General features: G+C 71.9%; 17 protein-coding genes. 6 read left to right on the top strand and 11 right to left on the bottom strand.

Translation table 11 applies throughout. From position 1 onward, the window contains the following. Positions 1-352 precede the first annotated feature (352 nt). Entirely contained in the window at positions 353-994 is a 642-nt protein-coding gene (locus CPH93_RS13980; RefSeq protein ID WP_096213041.1) for a DUF461 domain-containing protein, read from the top strand. Between the two features lie 112 nt (positions 995-1,106). Here CPH93_RS13980 and CPH93_RS13985 read toward each other — a convergent pair whose 3' ends face one another. Continuing rightward, positions 1,107-1,787 carry a response regulator transcription factor gene (locus tag CPH93_RS13985; protein WP_006603892.1) on the bottom strand — a complete coding sequence of 227 codons (681 nt, stop codon included), beginning with the start codon at positions 1,785-1,787 and terminating at the stop codon, positions 1,107-1,109. Continuing rightward, positions 1,784-3,106: a sensor histidine kinase gene (locus CPH93_RS13990; RefSeq protein ID WP_093484591.1), complete on the bottom strand. Its 1,323-nt coding sequence runs from the start codon at positions 3,104-3,106 to the stop codon at positions 1,784-1,786. Before CPH93_RS13990 ends, CPH93_RS13985 begins: the two co-directional genes overlap by 4 nt. Positions 3,107-3,635: 529 nt before the next feature. Between CPH93_RS13990 and phoU the strand changes: the two genes are divergently transcribed. Beyond that, positions 3,636-4,316, top strand: coding sequence for a phosphate signaling complex protein PhoU (gene phoU / locus CPH93_RS13995; protein WP_093484590.1), 681 nt, complete (start codon positions 3,636-3,638; stop codon positions 4,314-4,316). Between the two features lie 426 nt (positions 4,317-4,742). Here the strand turns inward: phoU and CPH93_RS14000 are convergent, their stop codons facing one another. After that, positions 4,743-4,991, bottom strand: a complete 249-nt coding sequence (locus CPH93_RS14000; RefSeq protein WP_093484589.1) for an SCO4226 family nickel-binding protein — start codon at positions 4,989-4,991, stop codon at positions 4,743-4,745. 167 nt (positions 4,992-5,158) lie between these two features. Further along, positions 5,159-5,920, bottom strand: coding sequence for a phosphoglyceromutase (locus CPH93_RS14005; RefSeq protein WP_093484588.1), 762 nt, complete (start codon positions 5,918-5,920; stop codon positions 5,159-5,161). Positions 5,921-6,160: 240 nt separating this feature from the next. Here CPH93_RS14005 and CPH93_RS14010 point away from each other — a divergent pair, with 240 nt between their 5' ends. Beyond that, positions 6,161-7,600 carry an MDR family MFS transporter gene (locus tag CPH93_RS14010; protein WP_231977324.1) on the top strand — a complete coding sequence of 480 codons (1,440 nt, stop codon included), beginning with the start codon at positions 6,161-6,163 and terminating at the stop codon, positions 7,598-7,600. Next, positions 7,510-7,821 (top strand): deoxyxylulose-5-phosphate synthase, encoded by a 312-nt coding sequence (locus CPH93_RS36745; protein ID WP_231977429.1) that lies wholly within the window; start codon positions 7,510-7,512, stop codon positions 7,819-7,821. The genes CPH93_RS14010 and CPH93_RS36745 overlap by 91 nt, the downstream gene beginning before the upstream one ends. Before the next feature lie 125 nt (positions 7,822-7,946). On the opposite strand, the gene CPH93_RS14015 is transcribed toward CPH93_RS36745, so the two are convergent. Beyond that, positions 7,947-8,243 (bottom strand): hypothetical protein, encoded by a 297-nt coding sequence (locus CPH93_RS14015; RefSeq protein WP_093649088.1) that lies wholly within the window; start codon positions 8,241-8,243, stop codon positions 7,947-7,949. 252 nt (positions 8,244-8,495) lie between these two features. After that, positions 8,496-9,470 carry a helix-turn-helix transcriptional regulator gene (locus CPH93_RS14020; protein WP_096213042.1) on the bottom strand — a complete coding sequence of 325 codons (975 nt, stop codon included), beginning with the start codon at positions 9,468-9,470 and terminating at the stop codon, positions 8,496-8,498. A gap of 102 nt (positions 9,471-9,572) precedes the next feature. Here CPH93_RS14020 and CPH93_RS14025 point away from each other — a divergent pair, with 102 nt between their 5' ends. Further along, complete coding sequence (locus tag CPH93_RS14025) at positions 9,573-9,986, top strand: DUF3224 domain-containing protein (protein WP_093484585.1); 414 nt, start codon at positions 9,573-9,575, stop codon at positions 9,984-9,986. Positions 9,987-10,022: 36 nt separating this feature from the next. Here CPH93_RS14025 and CPH93_RS14030 read toward each other — a convergent pair whose 3' ends face one another. Together CPH93_RS14030 and mshA are read right to left on the bottom strand one after the other, a co-directional pair. After that, a complete protein-coding gene (locus tag CPH93_RS14030) occupies positions 10,023-10,526 on the bottom strand; it encodes a YbjN domain-containing protein (protein ID WP_096213043.1) in 504 nt (167 codons plus the stop codon). Beyond that, on the bottom strand, positions 10,519-11,889 hold the full coding sequence (gene mshA, locus CPH93_RS14035; protein WP_093484583.1) for a D-inositol-3-phosphate glycosyltransferase: 1,371 nt from the start codon (positions 11,887-11,889) through the stop codon (positions 10,519-10,521). The genes CPH93_RS14030 and mshA overlap by 8 nt, the downstream gene beginning before the upstream one ends. 265 nt (positions 11,890-12,154) lie before the next feature. Between mshA and CPH93_RS14040 the strand changes: the two genes are divergently transcribed. Beyond that, complete coding sequence (locus CPH93_RS14040) at positions 12,155-12,988, top strand: class I SAM-dependent methyltransferase (protein ID WP_096213044.1); 834 nt, start codon at positions 12,155-12,157, stop codon at positions 12,986-12,988. A gap of 47 nt (positions 12,989-13,035) precedes the next feature. Here the strand turns inward: CPH93_RS14040 and CPH93_RS14045 are convergent, their stop codons facing one another. The 3 genes from CPH93_RS14045 to CPH93_RS36750 all read right to left on the bottom strand — a co-directional run bounded on the left by CPH93_RS14045 (position 13,036) and on the right by CPH93_RS36750 (position 19,155). Further along, the gene (locus CPH93_RS14045; protein WP_096213045.1) at positions 13,036-13,929 is read right to left on the bottom strand and encodes a helix-turn-helix domain-containing protein; all 894 of its coding nucleotides are present in this window, start codon (positions 13,927-13,929) and stop codon (positions 13,036-13,038) included. A 73-nt stretch (positions 13,930-14,002) separates the two neighbouring features. After that, entirely contained in the window at positions 14,003-15,634 is a 1,632-nt protein-coding gene (locus CPH93_RS14050) for a hypothetical protein (protein WP_093649083.1), read from the bottom strand. A gap of 80 nt (positions 15,635-15,714) precedes the next feature. Continuing rightward, entirely contained in the window at positions 15,715-19,155 is a 3,441-nt protein-coding gene (locus CPH93_RS36750; protein WP_231977326.1) for a hypothetical protein, read from the bottom strand. Positions 19,156-19,169 lie beyond the last annotated feature (14 nt).

A 19,169-nucleotide genomic window follows, 5' to 3' on the forward strand; every position in this document is an offset into this window, starting at 1 on the left:
GAACTGTGTGTCCTCGGGGTGAGCGATCTGTGTCCTGTTCCGTGGGCTGCTCTCCGGTCCACTCCGTGGCTCGTTCTGTGTTCCGTTCCGTGGCCGGTGGCGGGTTTCTCCGGAGGTCCTCGTGCGGGGGCCGGAAACCGGTCGTGAGCGGTGGTGGCGGGCCCTGAGGGCGCTGGGGGCGGGTCGGGTGCGGCGGCGTGAGGACGGCTCGGTAACCTAGCGGCGCTGACACACCCTTAGGGCGGCTTTACGCACCCGTCGTCATGACGCGTACGCAGTGCCGCCCCAGCCGTCCATCCGCGACCGGGCACGAAGTTCGGCCGCCGTAGCTCGTCAAGGAGATGCCGCCGCCGTGAGCCGCAGCCTTCGACGCGGCGTCCTCGCCGCCACCGTCCTTTCGCTCTCGATCGCCACGCTGTCCGCGTGCGGGGCCGGGAACGACGCCCAGACGCTGCAGGTCAAGCCGGACAACGCCGCGACCTCCGTCGGCGACATCAAGATCCAGAACGCGTCCGTCGTCACCCAGCCCGATGTGAACGCCAAGGGCCCGGCGGTGATCTCCGCGACGGTGTTCAACAACGGCGCCAAGGACCAGAAGCTGACCGCGATCTCCGTCGACGGCACCGGCCAGTCGGCCAAGCTCTCGCCGACCGCCGGCTCGGGCCCGGTCATCGTGCCCGCCGGCGGCTCCATCGTGATCGGCGGCAAGGGCGACGCCTCGGCCGTCCTGGCCAGCGGCCGGGAGGCCGTCAAGGACGGGAACGCCCAGCCGCTGACGTTCACCTTGAGCTCGGCCGGCAAGGTCAAGATCAACGCGTATGTCGTCCCGGCGACGAGCTACTTCGCGGGCTACGGGCCCTCCCAGCTGCCGCAGCCGTCCGGTTCGGCGTCCCCGTCGGGCTCCGCCAAGCCCTCGGCGTCGGGCAAGCCGTCCGGTTCGGCCAGCCCGTCCGGCTCCGCGAAGCCCTCGGGATCGGCGCACGGCGGTCACTGACCCCGGCCCGTCACAGCAAGGCGTCAGGGCGCCCCTCCGGCTCGGAGGGGCGCCCTGACGCGTACTGCGGCTCGCCACCCGGGCGGCGGCCGCTGAGCTGCTCAGGCCGCGTTTACGGCTCGAACTTGTACCCCAGGCCGCGGACCGTGACGAGGTAGCGCGGCGCGCCCGGGTCGGGCTCGATCTTGGCGCGCAGCCGCTTGACGTGCACGTCCAGGGTCTTGGTGTCGCCCACGTAGTCGGCGCCCCAGACCCGGTCGATGAGCTGCATCCGGGTCAGCACCCGGCCGGCGTTGCGCAGCAGCATTTCCAGGAGGTCGAACTCCTTGAGGGGCAGATCGACCTTGCCGCCGGAGACCGTGACGACATGGCGGTCCACGTCCATCCGGACCGGGCCGGCCTCCAGGGCCTGCGGGGTGACCTCCTCCGGCTCGCCGCGGCGGCGGAGCACGGCGCGGATGCGGGCGACGAGCTCGCGGGAGGAGAAGGGCTTGGTGACGTAGTCATCGGCTCCTATCTCCAGGCCGACGACCTTGTCGATCTCGCTGTCCTTGGCGGTCACCATGATGACCGGGACGTTGGAGCGGCCACGCAACTGGCGGCAGACCTCGGTACCGGGCAGGCCCGGCAGCATCAGGTCGAGCAGGACGAGGTCGGCGCCGTTGCGCTCGAATTCGTCCAGTCCGTCAGGGCCCGTAGCCGCGATGGCGACCTCGAAGCCCTCCTTACGGAGCATGTAAGACAGTGCGTCGCTGAACGATTCCTCGTCCTCGACGACGAGCACTCGGGTCACGGAAGGACCTCCGGGGCTGGGTGTGCAGGGAGTGGATCGTTGAAGGTCTCGTACGGGCGGTCCTCGTCGTCGAGGCCCTCCGCGGAGAGGTCGGCGGGCCGTTCGCGGTCGCGTACGGCCCCGGCTTCCGGGAGACGCAGGGTGAAGGTGGAGCCTTGTCCCTCAGCGCTCCACACCGTGACCTCCCCGCCGTGCGAGGCGGCCACATGCTTGACGATGGCGAGACCGAGGCCGGTCCCGCCGGTGGCGCGCGAGCGCGCCGGGTCCACACGGTAGAAGCGCTCGAAGATGCGCTCCCGATCCCTCTCGGATATCCCGATGCCCTGGTCGGTCACCGCGATCTCGATCAGGTCGCCACCGGGGGCGGAGACCCGCCGCCCGGCGATCCCGACGCGGGTGCGCGACGGGGAGTAGTTGACGGCGTTCTCGACGAGGTTGCCCAGGGCCGCCGCGAGCTGGCCGCGGTTGCCCCAGATGCTCAGGTCGCCGGGGCCGTCCTCGCGCCGCCCGCCGCCACCCCGGGCGGCGGAGCCTTCGGGCCCGCCGATCGACGTGGCCATGGTGATCTGCTTCGCGCCGGCCTGCTGGCGGCAGCGGTCGATCGCCTCGGCGACCAGTTCGTCGACCCGGACCGGCTCGGCGTCCTCCAGCGGGTCGTCGTTCTGCACCCGGGAGAGGTCGATGAGCTCCTGGACGAGGTTGGTCAGGCGGGTGGCCTCGTTCTGCATCCGGCCGGCGAAGCGCTCGACGGCCTCGGGGTCGTCGCTGGCGTCCATCACGGCCTCGGAGAGCAGCGAGAGCGCGCCGACGGGTGTCTTGAGCTCATGGCTGACGTTGGCCACGAAGTCGCGGCGGACCGCCTCTATGCGGCGGGCCTCCGTGAGGTCCTCGACCAGCAGCAGGACGAGCCGGGAGCCGAGCGGGGCGACTCTGGCGGAGACCGCGAGCGCCTCGCCGCGGCCGGTGCCGCGGCGCGGCAGATCCAGCTCGACCTGGCGTATCTCGCCGTCCCGGCGGGTGTCCCGGGCCATCTGCATCATCGGCTCGACGGCGAGCTTGCCGCCGCGGACCAGCCCGAGGGCGTACGCGGCGGAGCTGGCCTTGACGACGGCGTCGGCCTCGTCCAGCACCACGGCGGAGGAGCGGAGGACCGACAGCACGGTGTCGACCCCGGGCGGCAGCACGGCGTCCGTGTGCAGCGAGGTACGGGTGGGTTTGGCCTGGTCGCGTTCGCTCCAGCGGAACGCCAGCATGGCGAAGACGCCGGTGCACAGCCCGGCGATCGCTGCCACTGCGGCGACGGCCGCGTCCACGTTCATGACTCCAGGTTATGCGCCGGGTCGGACACTTCCCCAGGGTTGCGAGGCGCTGCCCTATCACACGTCGCCCAGAATTCACCGTGGCGTCCGCGCTGGTTCACTCCGGCAACCGGACGCGGGCGGGCGGCTGCCGGCCGGATGTCCCTTGGGGATACGCCGCGCGAGCCCCGCCCGGCCGGAGGGTGGCCAGGTGAACCGCGCGGCCGGCCCCGCGGCAGGCGATGCGTCGCCCAGAATTCACCTTCACGTCGGTGCCGGTTCACCCCCGGTGGCACCGCAGGTCGCGCGGCGCCCGCAGGGTGACGGTGCGGGTGCCGGAGCAATTCCGCACCGTCGCGCGACCGGGCACCCGGAGTGACCGCGGGGCGTCGGCCCCGCCGGCACACGGCACCGCGGAGTGAGCGCTCCGTGGGCCATCGCCCTCCTGGGATCCGGCTCGTGCGGGCACTGACCGTGAGAGCGTGGGCAGAGGTCACCTGTACCCCGTGCCACCTCCCACACCACCACTCGATGCGAGAGAAGGTCACAGATGCGGGACGCGTACCACGAGGAGCTTGATTCGATCGGCGAGGGCCTGGTCGAGATGGCCCGGCTCGTCGGCTCCGCGATCGGGCGCGCCACCACGGCGATTCTCGACGCGGACCTCAAGCTGGCCGAGAACGTCATCGCCGGCGACGAGAAGGTCGACGACCTCCAGCGCGACCTGGAGGCCCGGGCGATCGCCCTGCTGGCGCGCCAGCAGCCGGTCGCCACCGACCTGCGGATCGTCGTCACCTCGCTGCGGATGAGCGCCGACCTGGAGCGCTCCGGCGACCTGGCCCAGCACGTGGCCAAGCTGTCCCGGCTGCGCTTCCCGGAGACGGCCGTACCGCGCGATCTGCACGCCACCATCCTGGAGATGGGGCAGCTGGCGCAGCGCCTGATGGCCAAGGCCGCCGAGGTCATCATCACCAAGGACGTCGACCTCGCGCTCCAGCTGGAGCAGGACGACGACGCGATGGACATGCTGCACCGCACCCTCTTCCAGCACCTGATGGACGACCGCTGGAAGCACGGCATCGAGACGGCCGTGGACGTGACCCTGCTGGGCCGCTACTACGAGCGCTTCGCGGACCACGCGGTCTCCGTCGCCAAGCGGGTCGTCTACCTCGTCACCGGCGAGCACGCCGACGAGATCGCCTCCTCGTCGACGGCGGTGGAGGGCGCCTGACCGCGGCGGCGGGCGAAGGGCAGGAGTCCGTTTCCTGTGCCACCGGGCGCGGTTGACGTATGCCTCCGCGCGCCGTTGACGCGCCTGGTCGCCCGGGCATGCAATGGGCACCAGGTGACCCCTAGGAGGCAATGCATGGCACCCATGGCGGACTCCCACTACCCCGCGTCCCACGGCGCCCCGACGGTCGTCGAGCGCCCACGGCTCCCGGTGCTCGGCGCCTGTAGCTGCGGCCCCGGCTGCAGCTGCGGCTGCCAGTCGGGCGGACCGTGCCAGTGCGGCGGCGGCTGCTAGCGAGCTCGACGGCACAGCGCGACGGCGGCCCCGACCGGTTGATCTTCCGGTCGGGGCCGCTGCCGTTGCCGGCGTCTCAGTCCGGTCGTCCCGGGGTGGCCGCGGCCCGCGGGCCGCGGCCGTACGTCCGCGTCACAGGCTGAGCGGCACCGGATGGATCTCGTCCGCCTTGTGGCCGGCGCGCTCGTGGACCCGCTGCACGGCGCCCGCCGAGGGCGCCTCCGACAGGCAGAAGACGTCGCCGGAGTCGGGGTCGGCCCAGGCGTGCTCGAAGTGCACGCCCTCCTGGGCCTCGATGGCGAGGTCGGCCTGGTGCGCCGCCTTCAGCTGGTCGGCCGTGAGGCCCTCCATACCGCGGTGGATGTCCATGAACTTGGGCATCTGTCTCATCCTCCAGGTTGCGGACATGTGCCCCTCTTCCATGCTGCCCCCGCACGCCGCGGCCCGCCGGATCGAGCCGCACCCCGGGCGGCCACCCGCCCCCGCACAGCAGCGAGCCCCCCACCTGCGGAAAAACCGCGGGCAGGGGGCTCGACTGCGGGGTCCTGCTACTTCTTCTTCCCCTGGTTCTTCACTGCCTCGATGGCGGCCTTGGCGGCCTCCGGGTCGAGGTAGGTGCCGCCGGCCTTGACCGGGCGGAAGTCGGCGTCCAGCTCGTAGGCGAGCGGGATGCCGGTGGGGATGTTCAGGCCGGCGATGTCCTCGTCGGAGATGCCGTCGAGGTGCTTGACCAGGGCGCGCAGGCTGTTGCCGTGCGCGGCGACCAGGACCGTACGGCCGGCAAGGAGGTCCGGGACGATGCCGTCGTACCAGTACGGCAGCATGCGCGTGACGACGTCCTTGAGGCACTCCGTGCGCGGGCGCAACTCGCTGGGGATGTCGGCGTAGCGCGGGTCATCGCTCTGGGAGAACTCGGTGCCGTCCTCAAGGGCGGGCGGCGGGGTGTCGTACGAGCGGCGCCAGAGCATGAACTGCTCCTCGCCGAACTCGGCCAGCGTCTGCGCCTTGTCCTTCCCCTGGAGCGCACCGTAGTGGCGCTCGTTCAGCCGCCAGCTGCGGCGGACCGGGATCCAGTGGCGGTCGGCGGACTCCAGGGCCAGCTGCGCGGTGCGGATGGCGCGCTTCTGGAGGGAGGTGTGCACTACGTCGGGGAGCAGGCCGGCGTCCTTGAGCAGCTCTCCGCCGCGGACTGCCTCCTTCTCGCCCTTCTCGTTGAGATTGACGTCCACCCAGCCGGTGAACAGGTTCTTCGCGTTCCATTCGCTCTCGCCATGGCGGAGGAGGATCAGCTTGTACGGTGCGTCGGCCATGGCGTCGAGCGTAATCGAATCCCGGGGAGGGCCCTCCGGGGGTCCAGAACCTGGGCTTCCCGGCGACGTTTGACGCTTCCGATCAATTGAGTGGCGAGGCGCACCGCCCCGAAAGTAGGTTGCGGTCGTCGGCTGCACCACTTACGCCCATCCCGCCGCCGCGCAGCCGCCACCCGCCTCTTCACGACCACACCGCTTTCACGACCACGCCGCGCCGCACCATTCCTCGGGGGAACTGTCATGCCCACGCCTATACCGCCGCCTCGGCCGACCCTGCCGGCCCGGCTGCGCCGCGCCGCCGTGGAGAGCGTCTCCGGACTCCCCCGGCAGTTCTGGTGGCTGTGGACCAGCACCCTGATCAACCGGCTGGGCGCCTTCGTCGCCACCTTCCTCGCCCTCTATCTGACGGTCGAGCGCGGCTACTCCGCCTCGTACGCGGGCCTGGTCGGCGCGCTCTACGGACTCGGCGGGGTGCTCTCCTCCGTGGGCGCCGGCGTGCTCACCGACCGGCTCGGCCGCCGGCCGACGATGCTGATCGCGCAGCTGTCGACGGCGGCCTCGGTCGCGCTGCTCGGCTTCATGACGGACCCGGTGGCCATCGCGGCGGTGGCGTGCGTGGTCGGGATGGCGTCCAACGCCTCCCGCCCCGCCGTGCAGGCGATGATGGCGGACATCGTCGCCCCCGAGGACCGCGTCCGCGCCTTCGCCCTCAACTACTGGGCGATCAACCTCGGCTTCGCCGTCTCCTCCACCGCCGCCGGACTCATCGCCCAGCACGGCTATCTGGCCCTCTTCCTCGGCGAGGCCACGCTCGTCCTGGCCTGCGCCCTGGTCGTCTTCCGGAAGCTGCCGGAGACCCGGCCCGGCGACAGTCATGAAGCGGCCGGTACCCCCGCGCCCGAGGCCGTCTCCCTGCGCACCGTCCTGCGCGACGGCCGCTTCATGACCGTCGTCGGCCTCAATCTGCTGCTCGCCCTGCTCTTCCAGCAGGCGTATGTGTCGATGCCGGTGTCGATGGGCCAGGACGGCTTCTCCAGCGCCGACTTCGGCATGGTCATCGCCGTCAACGGCATCCTGATCGTCCTGCTGCAGATCCCCGTCACGCGGTTCATCGAGCACCGCAGTCCGGCGATGCTCCTGGTCGGCTCGGCCCTGCTGGCCGGTTACGGCTTCGGGCTCACCGCGCTGGCGGGCTCGGTCGCCATGTACGCGGTCGCCGTCGCCGTCTGGACCCTCGGCGAGATCATCAACTCCCCCACCCAGATGGGCCTGGTGGTCCGCCTCTCGCCGGTGCACGGCCGCGGCCGCTACCAGGGGATGTACTCGCTGTCCTGGTCCATCGCCTCCCTGACGGCACCTCTGCTCGGCGGCACGGTCATCGACCACTACGGAGCCGATGCGCTGTGGGCCGGCTGCGCGGCCGTCGGCACGGTGGCCGCGGCGGGCTACGGGCTGCTGCTGCGGAGGCTGCCCGGACAGGAACCGCACACCGCCCGGCGCGTCAGCGCGCCCGCCGAAAACCCGTCGAACCCCGCCCCCGCCGCGGCTACGCTCCCGGCATGCCCCCCGGGAAAACGTCCTTCGTCTGCCTGCCCTGCCGGGCCTCGTACAAGCAGCCCTACCCCGAGCCCTACACCGGTGCCCACGAACGACGCTGCCCGCGCTGTGCGGAGCCGCTGATCCACGTCGGCTCCGCCTTCGCACCGCCGCGGCGCCGCGACACCGCCGGCTGGCGGGTGCTCTCGGTACTGCTGAACGCGGGCATCCGCTTCCACAAGAGCTGCTGCGGCGGGCCGGGTTACCGCCCCCGCACGCTCGCCGAGGTCCGCGAGCGGCGGGCGTACGCGAAGGCCACCGGCGAGCCGTTCGCCCGCGCACTGGTGCGGCACGAGATCCCGTAGCCGCCGACGGGGCCGGCCGCCGGGCCCGCTCATGAGGACGCCGCCGGGGCCCTTTTCACGGGCCCCGGCGGCGTCCTGCACGGCGTTCTCCCGCCTCAGTCGGTCACGAGCAGGAGGGCATCGGCTCAGCGGAAGGAGTGCGCCATCCATCCACCGCCGGTGTGGATACCGCCCACCGGCCGGTGGTGGCGGTGGTGACGGTGGTGGTGACGCCGGTGGTGGTGGTGCTTGCACTTGTCGTGGTGGCGACCCCAGCGGTGGTCCTCGTCGCCTCTCCGGCCATCGTCGTGGCGGGAGCTTGCCACCGAGGTTCCACTGTCCGTGGCGGGGCCCTCGACCGCGGACGAGGCGAACGCGGCGGGCGTCACCGCGAGCACCGCGGTGATGACGGCTGAGGCGAACAAGGTACGGGCAGTGCGCATAGGAGATGTTCCTTTCTGCCTACTGCGAAGGGAGACACAGCGTCGGCCATCCGAATCACCGTAGTGATATGACCCACAGTCAGCCTTTATGTCACGTTTCCTCCCGCGAGCACGTCACCCACGAGCGAAGAGCTGAGCTTTCCGGGTGGACTGCATGCGTAATTGACCCGTCAGGCCGAACGGCACGCCGGGGTGGTGTTTGGCCCGCTGAATCGCTGACTCCGGGTCGCTCGGGGGCGGTGCACGTGGAGTTCAGGATGTTGTGGTGGTGTAGCGCTGGGCCAATACGGAGACGGCCCGGGCGATGGCCTCCCGTAGTGCGGGCGGGCCGAGCACCTCTGCCTCCGTGCCGAGCCTGAGCAGGTCACCGACCGCGACCTCCGGCGCCTCCACCGGCATCTCCACCTGCACCCAGCCCTCGTGGTCGGGTGGCCCGGCGCTCTCCAGGGCTCGCGCACCCACCGCGCCGAACTGCACGGGCAGCAGCCGCTGCGCCTGCGGGGAGATCCGCAGGCGGGCAACTCCCTGGTGCAGAGCGGCCTCCAGGCGCCGGGACGCTTCCGCCCAGTAGGCGGCCAGCTCGAATCCGGCCGGCCGCTCGAAGACCTCTTCGGTGAGGTCCACGGCCAGGAACCGCGATATCCGGTAGGTCCGTACGGCCTGGTCCGCCCGCGCCACCAGGTACCAGATGCCGCCCTTGAGGACGAGGCCGAGCGGGTGCAGCTCCCGGTGCACCTCGCCGGCCCAGCGGCGGTAATGCGCACGCAGCACCCGCTGTTCCCACACCGCCTGCGCGACCGGCGCCAGCCACCCCACCGGGTCGGCGTCCCGGAACCAGGCCGGCGCATCCAGGTGGAACCGGTCCTGAATACGCCGGGCCCGCTCGGCCCGTTCGGCCGGGAGCACGGCTTGCAGCTTTTGCTGGGCGGTCGTCAGCACCGCTCCGAGGCCCAGCTCACGTGCCGGTCCGGGCACTCCGGCGAGGAAGAGCGCGCCGGCCTCGGCGTCGGTGAGCCCGGTCAGCCGCGTGCGGTAGCCGTCCATCAGGCGGTAGCCGCCGGCGGGCCCGCGGTCGGCGCAGACCGGGACGCCCGACGCACCGAGCGCCTCGATGTCCCGGTAGACCGTACGGACCGACACCTCCAGCTCGGCGGCGAGTTCAGGAGCGGTCATCCGCCCACGGTTCTGGAGCAGCAACAGCACGGACAGAAGCCGGTCGGCACGCATGGGGTCATTGTCCTGCCGTACCTGACAGACGGTGTCAGGTACGGCGGTCAGGCTGCTCACACACCGCACCACGGAACCGTGCGGCCGATCGAGAGGACAGCCATGCCCACGCACACGCAGACCACCGGCCATTTCACCTTCGCCGACTGGACGGAACACCCGGTCGGTCCGGGCGGAGCAGGCCCGAAGCTCGCCCACGCCTCCGTCGTCAACACCTTCTCCGGCGGCATCGAGGCGACCGGCACCACCTGCGAATACACCCTCGTCTACGTCACGGAGAAGACCGGTACGTTCACCGGCATGGAGCTGCTGACCGGCCGGCTCGACGGGCGCGAGGGCACCTTCGTCGTCGAGGAGCGCGGCTCGTTCGAGGCGGACGGCACCGTGCGCTGCGCCTTCGAGGTCGTGCCCGGCACGGGCACCGGAGAGCTGACCGGTCTGCGCGGCACCGGCAGCTTCACCACTACAGCCGGCGAACCGTCCGTGCCCTATGCCTTCGGCTACGACCTGGGGTGAGCTCGCCCGCCATGCCGGCCCGGAAGAGCCCGCCCCCTACGCCTCCGGCCGCCCACGCCCCTGGGTCAGATGCGCGAAGGCGTCGAGATTGCGGGTGGATTCGCCGCGGGAGACCCGCCACTCGTACTCCTTGCGGATGGCGGTGGCGAAGCCCATTTCGAGCAGGGTGTTGAAGCTGCCGTCGGCGTTCTCCAGGACGGTGCCGAGGATGCGGTCGAGCTCGTCGGGGGTGACGGCGGCGAGCGGGAGTTTGCCGACGAGGTAGATGTCGCCGAGCTTGTCGATGGCGTAACCGACGCCGTACAGGCGGGTGTTGCGCTCCAGCAGCCAGCGGTGCACGGCTGCGTCGTTCTCGTCGGGATGGCGGACGACGAAGGCGTTGATGGAGAGGGAGTGCTTGCCGACGATGAGCGAGCAGGTCGTGGAGAGCTTGCGGGTGCCGGGAAGCTTGACGACAAAGGTGCCGTCGGTGGGGCTCTCCCATTCCAGGCCGGCGTCGTCCAGCGCCGCCTCGATCACCTGTCGCGCGTCGTCAGCCATGGGGTGATCGTAGGTGACGGCGCCGCTCCTGCATCGCGGCGGTGTACACCTCGGCGGTCGCCGCGGCGGCCGTGTCCCAGCCGAAGGACTGGGCGTGGCGGGCGGCGTCGGTACCCATCCGGGCGGGCAGCGCCGGGTCGGCGACGAAACGGCCCAGCGCGCGGGCGTAGTCGGCGGGGTCGTGGCCGGCGACGAGGAAGCCGCTGACGCCGTCGCGCACGGCCACCGGCAGACCGCCGACCGCGGCCGCGATCACCGGGGTGCCACAGGCCTGGGCCTCGATGGCGACCAGGCCGAAGGACTCGCTGTACGAGGGCATGACCAGCACGGATGCGGCGCGGTACCAGTCGGCGAGCTGCTCCTGGCCGACCGGCGGGCGGAACTGCACCAGATCGGCGATGCCGAGCCGGGCGGCCAGCTTCTGCAGGCCCTCGGGCTTGGCCAGCCCGCTGCCGCTGGGGCCGCCCACGACGGGCACCACCAGACGGGAGCGCAGCGAGGGGTCCTCGTTCACCAGGGCGGCAACCGCCCGCAGCAGGACGTCGGGGGCCTTCAGCGGCTGTATGCGGCCGGCGAAGAGCGGGATGACCGCGTCCTGGGGCAGGCCGAGGCGGGCCCGGGCCGCGGCCCGGCTCTCGGTGACCGCACCGCCGGTGGGCCGGAAGCGGTCGAGGTTGACGCCGGGGTGGACCACCGCGACCTTGCCGGGCTCGGCCTCGTAATGCCGTACGAGCTCGTCCGACTCCTCGGCGGTGTTGGCTATCAGCCGGTCCGCGGCGCGCACGATCTGCGTCTCGCCGATGACCCGGGCGGCCGGCTCGGGGGTGTCACCGGCGGCCAGGGCGGCGTTCTTGACCTTGGCCATGGTGTGCATGGCGTGTACCAGCGGGGCGCCCCAGCGCTCGGCGGCCAGCCAGCCGACGTGGCCGGACAGCCAGTAGTGGGAGTGGACCAGGTCGTAATGGCCGGGGCGCTGGCCGGCCCAGGCCTGCATCACGCCATGGGTGAAGGCACACAGCTGCGCGGGCAGCTCCTCCTTGGCCAGGCCCTCGTACGGACCGGCGTCCACATGCCGTACGAGGACGCCGGGGGCGAGCTCGACGGCGGGCGGGAGGGTGCCGGTGGTGGCGCGGGTGAAGATCTCCACCTCGATGTTGATCGAGGCGAGCTTCCTGGCCAGCTCGACGATGTAGACGTTCATGCCGCCGGCGTCGCCGGTACCGGGCTGGTGCAACGGGGAGGTGTGGACGCTGAGCATGGCCACCCGGCGGGGGCGGCGGGGGCTGCCCGGCAGGCGCAGCCGGGGCTGGCCCGCGAACTGGCCATGGGGTCGGCTGCGGAGCCGGGACACGTATGGGCTCACGTCGAGCTACCTCCTAGGCGGGGCGGGCGGCGCGCCTCCGACCCCGTCCAACAACAGACCCCGGTCATCCATTTCCGTCCGGAGCGCTCCACCCACACTTTGCCAAAGCGTGACCAAGGGTGGGGTGGGGGTACGGCGGTGGGGAGCGGCTCGGCGTAATGGCCGGGCGGAATGGCCGGGCGGCACCTCGGCGGGCGGCCTGCCGGAGTGGCCGGCGGTACCGCGGCTGCCGGCCCGCCCCCGGCCACCCCATACTCTCGACGGCATGGCCCGCCGCCCCTCCGTCTTCGCCGCCCCGGCATCCGCACCGTCCCGACCCGTCGGAACCGCCACCCGCGGGACCACCAACCCCAACCGTCTGCGCCGTATGGACCGCTGGATAGCGGCCGAACACGGCGCCGTGCTGCGCCGCGCCGCCGACCCCGTCGCGGTCGACCTGGGCTACGGCGCGGCGCCCTGGACCGCGGTCGAGCTGCTCGGCCGGCTGCGGACGGTCCGGCCGGACGCCCGGGTCGTCGGCATAGAGATAGATCCGGCGCGGGTCGAGGCCGCCCGGTCCTACGAGCGGCCCGGGCTGGACTTCGTCCACGGCGGCTTCGAGGTGCCGCTGCCGGGGCCGCGTACCGGGGCGCCGGTCCTCATACGGGCCGCGAATGTGCTGCGGCAGTACGACGAGGACGAGGTGGCCGCCGTGTGGCAGCGGCTGTGCGCCCGGCTGGCGCCCGGCGGGCTGCTGGTCGAGGGCACCTGCGACGAGATCGGACGGCGGCACGTATGGGTCGCGCTGGGCCCCGAGGGGCCGCGCACGGTCACCTTCGCCACCCGGCTCGGCTCCCTGCGGACCCCCTCCGACCTGGCCGAACGCCTCCCGAAGGCGCTGATACACCGCAATGTCCCGGGCGAGGCGGTCCATGCCTTCCTCCGGGACTTCGACCGCGCCTGGGCCGCGGCCGCCCCCCTGGGCGCGCTGGGCGCACGCCAGCGGTGGCGCGCCGCCGTCCAGGCCCTGGCCACGGACTGGCCGCTGGCCGGCGACCCCCGGCGCCGCCGCCAGGGGGAGATCACGGTGCGGTGGGAGGCCCTGGCCCCCAGGGGCTGAGCCATCCGGCCCCTAGGGGCTGAGCCACCCGCCCCCTCGCGCGGCAGCTACCCGTCCGCCCCCGCGGCCGCCATGGCCCGCCGCTCGTCCGCCGCCCGCGCCCCGAGCTCCCGCAGCCGGCGCTCCGTCTCCGACCCGCGCGGGGCCGTGTACGTCACCAGTGCCTGGTCGGGGTCGGTGCTCAGCCGGAAGCTCTCGAAGGTGATCACGAGCTCGCCGACGTGCGGATGCAGCAGGCGCTTGGTGCCGCGCAGGCACTCGTACACCGCCTGGGTCTCCCAGAGCCGCCGGAAGTCCGCGCTGTGGTCGAGGAGTTCATTGACCACTGCACAGATCCGCGGGTCGTCGGGGTGCCGGCCGCTGTCGGCGCGCAGATTGCCGACCACCTCCACGGCCTTCGCCTCCCAGTCCGGGTGCAGGGCCCGCGCCACCGGGTCGAGGAAGACCAGCAGCGCGGTGTTCCGCCGGTCCGGGGCGAGCGCCTCCAGGTCGAAGGCGAAGCGGCCGCCGAGCGTGTTCCAGGCCAGGATGTCCAGACCGCGGCCGATGACCATGGCCGGGACGGTGGTGTCCATCGCGTCCAGCAGTTGCTGGATCTCCGGGCGCACGGTCTGCGCGGGGCCGGAGGCGGCGGGAAGACAGTCGTCGGCAGCCGGGCGCCGGGGCACCGCGACGTTGCGCAGATACGTCACCTCGCCGCCGGACAGCCGCAGCGCCCGGGCGATGGCGTCCAGGACGGAGTCGGAGATGGCGTGCGCCCGGCCCTGTTCGATGCGGGTGTAGTAGTCGACGCTGATGCCGGCGAGCTGGGCGACCTCCTCGCGCCGCAGCCCGCGCACCCGGCGCCGGCTCACCCCGTCGGGCAGGCCGAGCTCGGCCGGGTCGAGCGCCGCGCGGCGCGCCTTGAGGAACGAGCCGATCTCGATTTCCGCGTACAGCATCGGTCCAGTATGCGTGGCGCGGCGGGAGCCGGGCCCGGTCCCGCGGACCGGGCCCGGCTCCGAGAGCCTCCCGTCACCCCGCCGACGGCTCCGCCCCGGCGTCCGCCGGCTCCTCCGACGAGAAGGTCTCCAGGACCTCTTCCTCGTCCGGCTCCGGAAGATCGGCGGCCGCCACCTGCGTCAGGTTGGGGCCACCACCGAGCGGGGTCCAGTACACGGAGAAGTAGCCGTTCCCTTGGCCACCGGAGAGCCTGGTGTTGTCGAGGGACACCTTGACGGTGCCACCCTTTGCGACGGGAACGGACATCTGGTTCTTCGACTGCGGTGAACCGCTGAACGTCACTTGCGGTACGGAGATGGAATGTGTCACGCCGGCCGTGGTCGCCTGCGCGGTGAAGTATGCGTTGAGCTCTCGCCAGCCGGTGCTGGACGTGAAGTACAGACATGTCATGACGACGGTGAGGAACCCGGCACCATCCGCCCGGTACGTCGTTTCTCGAAAACCAGACGTGATGTAGTTGGAATGGAGCGTCTGCGAGCTGTTCTTGAAGATTCCGACAGTGCCGTAGGCGTTGAGGTTCGTTCCCGCGGCGGTGTCGAGGCGGCCCGTCTTGAGCCAGAGATATCCGTCGGCCCCGGGATCGACGGTGAGGTTCTTGGTGGTGGCGGCGCCGTTGAGCTGGGTGGTGCCGGCGACGGTGAATTTGCTCAGGACATTGACCTCGCGGCCCTCGGTGGAGAGCGTCAGCCGCCCCCCGATCGCGAGCGCACCGTAGGAACCGCTGCCTTCAATGGTCCGGACGTGCAGGGTGTTTGCGGTATTGACCGTGAGGTCCTTGGTGGTGGTGGCGCCGTTGAGGCTGGCGGTGCCGCCGACGGTGAGGTTCCTGGTGCTGGTGGCACCGTTGAGCTGGGTGGTGCCGTGGACGATGAGGTTGCCGACCTCCAGGTCCGGTTTGATGACGGACACCTGGGCGGACAGGATCCGCACGACGGGATTCGAGGCATCGCCGGTGGTGCCCCGCAGGTAGAACGTGGTGTCCGACTTGACGTTGGTGATGCGCTTGCTGGTGTCGTTGGTGACATCCAGATTGGTGTCGCCGTACAGCAGCTCATAGGTGGCGTTGGCGGAGCGCTCCCACGTCAACGTGACGTCGCCGCCGTTGTTGATGACGAGGGGCGTGCAGATGAGATTGCGCAGGTAGAAGTCCGCCGGGAATTTGCCCACGTTGAACGTGGTGGCCCTGGGCTGGAAAGCGCTCGACCCGGTGCGGGAACTCTCGGTGATGGTGATCGGGGACGTACCGACCTTCCGGTTGACCGGGATATCGGACAGCTGGATGGTGAATCCGGTGTCCGGGCCGATCGGCGCATGGCCGGCCGACGGGGTGAAGACGAATTCCTTCGCGGCGGAGTCCAGTCGGGCCGTCCAGCCGGACAGGCTGATCCGCGGGGTGACCTTGGCCAGGTCCGCGGCGAGGTCCGGCGACATCGGGCCGGCCGGGACCTTGACCTTGATCCATTGCACATCCGCCGGCGTACCGCTGTGCCGTGACCCGACGATCTGGAGCTCGCCCGGCTCCTCCGGCGCCTGGGGATTCTCCGGCGAGGCCTTCAACGGGTCCGGGCTGGTGGTGAGGGTGTACGCCAGCAGGGGTTCGTTGGCGGTGGTGTCTACGGTGCGGGTCGGGGAAACCAGGGCCATCGGGTGCTCCTTCAACCGTCAGGGACCGCGCCGTCCGCTGCCGAGGAGCGCAGCGGCGCGGCCTACGTGGTGATGCGGTCTCAGCGGTCGGTGCGGCTGTGCGCGGCGGCGTCGTCGAGCGTGAGGAAGCCGGAGCGGAGTTCGGGCCGGGCCAGGGGCAGGTCGTACTGGTCCTGGCTGAGGATGGGGAGCTGCTCCCAGGCGTCGCCGCGCTGCTCGGTCCAGGTCCAGCTGCCCACGACTCCGGCCGGGGTGGGCATGAGCACGGTCTCCTCGACCTCGTCCCGGGCACCCCGCAGTTCGGTGGTGGCGGCCAGTAGGGGGCCGGTACGGAAGTTCACGGTCATCCGGGCGATGGCCTGGTCGGTGAATTCCTGGGGGACGAAGACGCGCTTGGTGGCGAGGATGTCGGTGGTGGCGTGCACGGCGGCGCGCGGATCCAGCAGCACGGTGGCGACGGCGGTGCGGTGGTCGCCGAAGTTCAGGTGCAGGCTGGGGTTGTCGCCGATCGGCCGCAGATAACTGCCGCTGCCGGCGGCCGGGTCGATCACCGTCTCGAAGTGGTCGTAGTCGTCGTCGAGGACGTATCCGACGAGGCCGTCGTCGGTCTGCGCGGCCTCGCCGAGGCGGATCGCCCAGGGGTAGTCCGGCAGTTCCGGCTGCGGCGGGTCGAACAGGGCCTGCCAGCTGACATCGGTACGCAGCGGGCCGTGCAGGTCCATGGTCAGCCGGGTGCGTACGAGGGCGAGCGGCCGGCCGAGGAAGAAGCCGAGGCCCGGGTCGGCGGGGCCGTCCGGGTCGATGGTCTCCAGGGTGCGGTCGACCGTGGCCCGGAAGGCGTCGAAGGTCTGCGGGCCACGGCTCCGGACCGCGTGCAGCAGGTCGTGCGCGTGCCGCGAGCGGTCCCGCAGCTGGTCGAAGTCGGTCACCTCCGAGCCGGGCAGCACCGACCAGGAGACCTCGCGCCGGCCGGCGTCGTTCAGCGTCACCCGCAGTTCGCCGAGTGCGGCGCCGTCGGCCGCGTACACGACCAGGGAGCGGTCGAGGCGGTTGTGCAGCACCCATGCGCAGACGGGGTTGGCGCCGGGGGTCAGGTCGACGTCGTCGTCCTCGGCGGCGGACAGGAAGTCGAAGCGCAGCCGGGCGGGCTGGAGCAGGCGCGGGCCGAGTTCGACGAGGCGGTCGCTGTCGTAGCCGCTGACCGGGTGGGCCGGGCGCATGGTGCGGGACATCTCGGGCCGGAAGTGGCTGGGGTTGTCGATCAGGTTGACGGCGCGGCCGAACCGGTCGACGACGGCCAGGTCGAGGAAGGCCAGCTGGCCGGCGCGCAGTTCCTGGAACGTCGAGGGGGGCCACTCGTCCCAGTCGCTGGCGGGCAGACCGCCGGGGTCCGGTGGCGGATAGTCGCCGTTGCCGATGAGCGCGGCGGCCTCCCCGGTGGGCTGGAGGCCGGAGAGCGGCCGGCGTTGGGCGAGGGCGGCGCCGAACCCGTCGAGGGTCTGGGAGAGCAGGTCACGTTCCCGGGCGCCGGTGCGCAGCCGCCGCATCGTGTCGGCGGGGAGGCCGGTGCGCAGGCGGGCGTAGCTCTCCAGGGCACCGTCGAGACAGTGCCCGGCGGCGGGGGCGAGCATCTGCCGTCCGGAGACGACCAGGGGGGTGCCGGGTTCGCCGGTGCCCTGCCATTGGTAGCGGGAGCGTTCGATGAACGCCCAGTGGTCGGTGTCGTCTTCGCGGAACGGCAGCGGGAAGTACTCGGCCTTCCACAGCAGGTACAGCGGTTGCCACGGCATGCGCCAGGCGGTGGTGCCATATGCGGGCAGGGTGCCGGTGACCTCGCTGATCGCGCCGGTCCTCAGGGCCCGGTCGAGGATGAGGAACTCGCTGAGCAGGGCCGGGAAGCAGGCGGGCTGGTGGGTGAGGTCGAGCTGGCGGGCGACGGCGGCGACGTCGGCGGTGGTGATGCCCGAGGCGCGGGTGACCAGCCGCTCGGGGGTGCGGCACGGCAGGGGGGTGTCCCGGGTGAGCGGGGCGTGCAGGTGGGCGCCGTCGAGGGCGAGGACCGGGTCGGCGCTGTAGTCGTAGTCCTGGGCGGGGACGCGGAGCAGCCGGCGGGCGGTGCGCGGACCGTGGGCGGGGTAGAGGGCGGCCGTCCGCGCGTCCAGCTCGTCCTCGGTCCTGCCCCAGGGCACGGTACGGCGCTGTTCGGCGAGCCGGCGGGCGAGGGCGGTGACCTGGCCGGCGGCGCCCTCGGGGTAGGCGAGGTCGAGTTCGGCCTCGATCCGGTCGCGGAATTCGTCGGACTGGCGCGGGAGTTGGCTGAGCCACCACAGGTGGTAGAGGCGTTCCCGGGCGGCGTCGAGGGCGGCCTCGGTGGCATCGTGCTCGGCCTGTTTGCGGTTGAGTTCGGCGACGGTGTCCGCCTCTGCGGCGCGGGCGGCCGGCGGGGTGGGGTCGGCGTCCGGGTCGGGGTCGCGTTCGCCGATGAACCAGCGGTAGCCGCCCGGGACCGGGCCGAAGCCGGTGTCATGGGCGCGGCGGTCGGTGAGGATGTCGGCCTCGGGACGGTCGCGTTCGTCGAGGGCGTCGATGCCGCCGAGGAGGAAGGCGCGGAAGAGCTCCGCCTCCTGGGCGTCGAAGGCTCCGGCGCCGTCGGCCTGGGAGCCGAGCTCGGCGGCGGCCTCGGCGACGCTGTTGGCGACGATGGCGGTGACGTCCTCCCGGCGGGGGCAGTCGGATTCCGGGACCGGACCGGTGAGGTCCCAGTCCAGGCCGAGCACGGTCCCGGTGTAGACGGAGGTGCGGATGCCGCTTCCGGAACCGGGGGGCCTGGTCCACTGCAGGCGGTCCAGGAGGGTCGCGAGGTCCTCGGTGCCGGCCAGGATGTCGCTGTCCGGATCGGCGTACCAGCCGGCGACGAAGTAGCTCAGCCGCTCCGTGTCCGCTACCCCCTCCAGCGTGTCGTGCAGGGAGAACACGTTCGTGTTGTACGGCTGGAAGACGGAGAAGGTGAGCAGACCGGGGCCGATCGCGGTGAGGAAGGGCGCATGCGGGGTGGCCGGTTCGCGCCAGGGGCCGGTGAGTTCGTGGCACTTGCCGATCAGCGTGGCGGCCGGTTCGTCGCTGTCCGGGTCCTGGAAGGAGACGGTGCCGTCCATCGGGTCGAGATAGTCGCTCTCGACGACCCAGGCCGTCAGTGCGCGGGTGGTGTCGGTGTGGCGGACGACGAGCCACCGGTTGGGCACGAGCGCGAAGTCGCCGACGCCTTCCTCCTCGTCGTGCCGGCCGCGGGTGAGCGCGGCGGGCAGTTCCCACTGGAGGTAGACGCCGAGCCGGTCCTCGCGGCCGGTCCATTCCTCGGGGCTGGAGAAGGGCTCCGGCTCGGGCGGCACGCCGTCGCCGATGTCCTTGAAGTTGGTGATCCAGCGGTTGATCACATGCTCGGTGCCGGTGTCGCGGGTCTGCCGGTTGACGGCCAGCGCGGCGACCTCGACCGGTACGACCAGGGTGGTGTCCACGGACATGGTCCGGTGGGTCC

This window comes from Streptomyces sp. 2323.1, from assembly GCF_900221035.1.
Taxonomy (GTDB): domain Bacteria; phylum Actinomycetota; class Actinomycetes; order Streptomycetales; family Streptomycetaceae; genus Streptomyces; species Streptomyces sioyaensis.

Excerpts from the sequence above, each read along its gene's own strand:
- CPH93_RS13990 (WP_093484591.1), bottom strand. The coding sequence starts at position 3,106 with ATGAACGTGGACGCGGCCGTCGCCGCAGTGGCAGCGATCGCCGGGCTG.
- phoU (WP_093484590.1), top strand. The coding sequence starts at position 3,636 with ATGCGGGACGCGTACCACGAGGAGCTTGATTCGATCGGCGAGGGCCTG.
- CPH93_RS14000 (WP_093484589.1), bottom strand. The coding sequence starts at position 4,991 with ATGCCCAAGTTCATGGACATCCACCGCGGTATGGAGGGCCTCACGGCC.
- CPH93_RS14005 (WP_093484588.1), bottom strand. The coding sequence starts at position 5,920 with ATGGCCGACGCACCGTACAAGCTGATCCTCCTCCGCCATGGCGAGAGC.
- CPH93_RS14010 (WP_231977324.1), top strand. The coding sequence starts at position 6,161 with ATGCCCACGCCTATACCGCCGCCTCGGCCGACCCTGCCGGCCCGGCTG.
- CPH93_RS14015 (WP_093649088.1), bottom strand. The coding sequence starts at position 8,243 with ATGCGCACTGCCCGTACCTTGTTCGCCTCAGCCGTCATCACCGCGGTG.
- CPH93_RS14020 (WP_096213042.1), bottom strand. The coding sequence starts at position 9,470 with ATGCGTGCCGACCGGCTTCTGTCCGTGCTGTTGCTGCTCCAGAACCGT.
- CPH93_RS14025 (WP_093484585.1), top strand. The coding sequence starts at position 9,573 with ATGCCCACGCACACGCAGACCACCGGCCATTTCACCTTCGCCGACTGG.
- CPH93_RS14030 (WP_096213043.1), bottom strand. The coding sequence starts at position 10,526 with ATGGCTGACGACGCGCGACAGGTGATCGAGGCGGCGCTGGACGACGCC.
- CPH93_RS14040 (WP_096213044.1), top strand. The coding sequence starts at position 12,155 with ATGGCCCGCCGCCCCTCCGTCTTCGCCGCCCCGGCATCCGCACCGTCC.
- CPH93_RS14045 (WP_096213045.1), bottom strand. The coding sequence starts at position 13,929 with ATGCTGTACGCGGAAATCGAGATCGGCTCGTTCCTCAAGGCGCGCCGC.
- CPH93_RS14050 (WP_093649083.1), bottom strand. The coding sequence starts at position 15,634 with ATGGCCCTGGTTTCCCCGACCCGCACCGTAGACACCACCGCCAACGAA.
- CPH93_RS36750 (WP_231977326.1), bottom strand. The coding sequence starts at position 19,155 with ATGTCCGTGGACACCACCCTGGTCGTACCGGTCGAGGTCGCCGCGCTG.